The organism is Methanospirillum stamsii (assembly GCF_003173335.1).
GTDB classification, from domain to species: Archaea; Halobacteriota; Methanomicrobia; order Methanomicrobiales; family Methanospirillaceae; genus Methanospirillum; species Methanospirillum stamsii.
Genome location: NZ_QGMZ01000067.1, coordinates 1 through 2,339, shown reverse-complemented (window position 1 = coordinate 2,339; position 2,339 = coordinate 1). Strand labels below are relative to the sequence as shown.

At 45.1% G+C, this 2,339-nt stretch carries 4 protein-coding genes, 1 tRNA gene and 1 rRNA gene; 4 read left to right on the top strand and 2 right to left on the bottom strand.

Going from position 1 to position 2,339, the window contains the following annotated elements:
* Nucleotides 1–159: 159 nt before the first annotated feature.
* Nucleotides 160–231: transfer RNA gene (locus tag DLD82_RS17720), tRNA-Cys, on the top strand.
* A 3-nt stretch (nt 232–234) separates the two neighbouring features.
* Nucleotides 235–356, top strand: a 5S ribosomal RNA gene (gene rrf, locus DLD82_RS17715).
* 408 nt (nt 357–764) lie between these two features.
* Here the strand turns inward: rrf and DLD82_RS17710 are convergent.
* Together DLD82_RS17710 and DLD82_RS17705 are read right to left on the bottom strand one after the other, a co-directional pair.
* Nucleotides 765–1,013 carry a type II toxin-antitoxin system HicB family antitoxin gene (locus DLD82_RS17710; protein ID WP_342764582.1) on the bottom strand — a complete coding sequence of 83 codons (249 nt, stop codon included), beginning with the start codon at nt 1,011–1,013 and terminating at the stop codon, nt 765–767.
* Between the two features lie 321 nt (nt 1,014–1,334).
* Nucleotides 1,335–1,613: a MarR family transcriptional regulator gene (locus DLD82_RS17705; RefSeq protein WP_109942462.1), complete on the bottom strand. Its 279-nt coding sequence runs from the start codon at nt 1,611–1,613 to the stop codon at nt 1,335–1,337.
* A gap of 55 nt (nt 1,614–1,668) precedes the next feature.
* Between DLD82_RS17705 and DLD82_RS18780 the strand changes: the two genes are divergently transcribed.
* Together DLD82_RS18780 and DLD82_RS19255 are read left to right on the top strand one after the other, a co-directional pair.
* Complete coding sequence (locus tag DLD82_RS18780) at nt 1,669–1,851, top strand: hypothetical protein (RefSeq protein WP_181391525.1); 183 nt, start codon at nt 1,669–1,671, stop codon at nt 1,849–1,851.
* Entirely contained in the window at nt 1,839–1,979 is a 141-nt protein-coding gene (locus DLD82_RS19255; protein ID WP_245920500.1) for a hypothetical protein, read from the top strand. The genes DLD82_RS18780 and DLD82_RS19255 overlap by 13 nt, the downstream gene beginning before the upstream one ends.
* Nucleotides 1,980–2,339 lie beyond the last annotated feature (360 nt).

The window sequence follows — 2,339 nt, the reverse complement described above, 5'->3', positions numbered from 1 at the left end:
ATAGGATTGGGATGTAAGCACGAAGGCAACGACGTGTTCAGTCCGCGATTACTAATAGTCTTAATTACGTCTTAAATCTGGTTTCTCAAACCCAGACGAAATCCATAAACGTCTTGTGAAATTCTCTCTTTCTGCTCTCCAAAACATATCCCAAGCCAGGCCAAGATGGCGGAGCGGCCACGCGGTTGACTGCAGATCAACTACACTCCGGTTCAAATCCGGATCTTGGCTCTCAATAGCGGCCAGAGCAGGTGTGTCACACCCGTTCCCATTCCGAACACGGAAGTTAAGACACCTCACGTGGATGACGGTACTGAGGTACGCGAGTCCTCGGAAAATCATCCTCGCTGCTATTGTTTAAATCTAAAAAATTCTTGTTATTGTTAATTGAAAGAAGCATACGGCTTCAAATCCGGGTCAGACCGGAGTTCAGTTTTTATTGTCGTATTGTAAATGTGTTCATACTGTTTTCTTATTGAACACGGAATTTAAGATACCTCACGTGGGAGGCTCTTCTATGGTATGTGAGGTTTCGAGTGGATATTTCACCCTGATATGAGCAGTAAGTCCGTTCAAATTGAACTCCTCACCCATGGTTATTGAACACTTTTCACATTGGGTTTCTCTGTAAAAGAATCCGAAGAAAACATGGGGGATGGGAACAAATTCCTCCTCCCTTAGTCTCTCACCCCATGTGATGTTCTCTTTTCAGCAGGTCAGGTCTTAGAAGTCCGTGCACTCTAGACTGGAAAAAAGTGTATGGATTAGGCTTCAATTTGAGGTACTTGTATTCTTCCGATAATGAGATCATTTTCAACGGGGACTGGTTCGTGTTCTTCCATGAGACCTTCGATGTGGAGCTCGATTGCTTCCTTGACGTTTATCATTGCTTCCTCTATTGATTCCCCTTGTGAGAAACATCCTGGCAATGTTGGGACTTGAGCCCAATATCCTCCTTCTTCAGCCGGATGAATAATAATGGTATATTCAGTCATTTCAATCCTCGAGGTAATGTAAATATTCTTCTTCAGTTAGTCCGGCTTTATGGATTGATGCCTTTAGTAATCTGGTTTTTATTTCACCAGATATTGGTATAGTTTTAGTTGTCCATTGGGCATTTTAATGTTAATGGGATCCCCTTTGCCCTTTCTGGGTATTCCACCCGCTTTATAGAAGCCTTTAATTGCTTCTTGGCCTTTCAAACCTTTTAGGTTCTTCATCTTACTCCTATATTGTGGCGCAATGTGTGTTTGATGTTCAAAGTAGTACTCAAACTGTTATGATTAGTGCGATTATTGCTTGGATATTATTTTCGCCGAATCTGATTATTGATATCACCCTTCCCCATGTGCAACCCTCACTTTATTTAGGTGCCGGGATGCCGTCTGTCTCGTCACACCAAAGCTGCGGGTAATGTCAGCAGCTGTTACATCCGGATGCAGCTCAATGTAACTTCTGATTCTCTCCCCCCGATCCTCTTTGTCAGCTAGCTGCGGTGAAGCTGTCACAGGTGTTGTCAGCTCAGTTGTCAGGTCTGACCGGATGATGTTCATCAGTACTTCCACACTAATACAGAGTGAAATGGGAGGGATTGCATAGGAAGGCTGATACAAAACCCACCCGGAGAGTGGGCGATGTTAAACTAAGGTAGCGATTCCGGTGAAGGCGATGAGGACTCCCCACCCGAAAGCCGAAGATGACCCCTGGACATTGGAGTGGAGGACCGGAGGGCCCGGATATGAGGAGGGCATCGATATACATCGGCCAGCTACCCGAGCGAGAATAGGATCAAATCCGGCTTCGACTGCTGATGAATGGAGGCGTACCAGGAGAATGCCATGGCAGTCCTGACCTGCTGTGCAGATTGTGCACCTCCAGGCAGGAAAGTCACCTTATCGGAGGTTGCAACCCGCCTGGCTTGGCCGGTTGTTAATGTTTTTATCCCGCTCCTCTTTTTCATGCACGAGGGATATCCGTAAATCCATCAGGACACGTTTTTTGGCGAGGTATTTATAGAGCCCAATCAGGCCACGTATGCGGCGATACGTGATGCGACCGGATCAAGCATGATCTGAATCTGCGCTATAGAGATCATAGAGACCTCCGGAGAGCTCACCTGTCCTTACATCAGAAGTATAATTCTGAAAAAATATCTTCATATTATTTACTTTGAAATATTTGACAAATGAATCAATGATGAACTGAAATCAGTAAGGTGACAGAAATTTTTCCTCATATTCACGCTATCTATATATGGACGGTCGTTCAATTATGTAATCCCACACGCTTCCTGAAATATCAGGAGCCAGCGGCCGGGGTTAGTTGTTTCGAGGGGAACA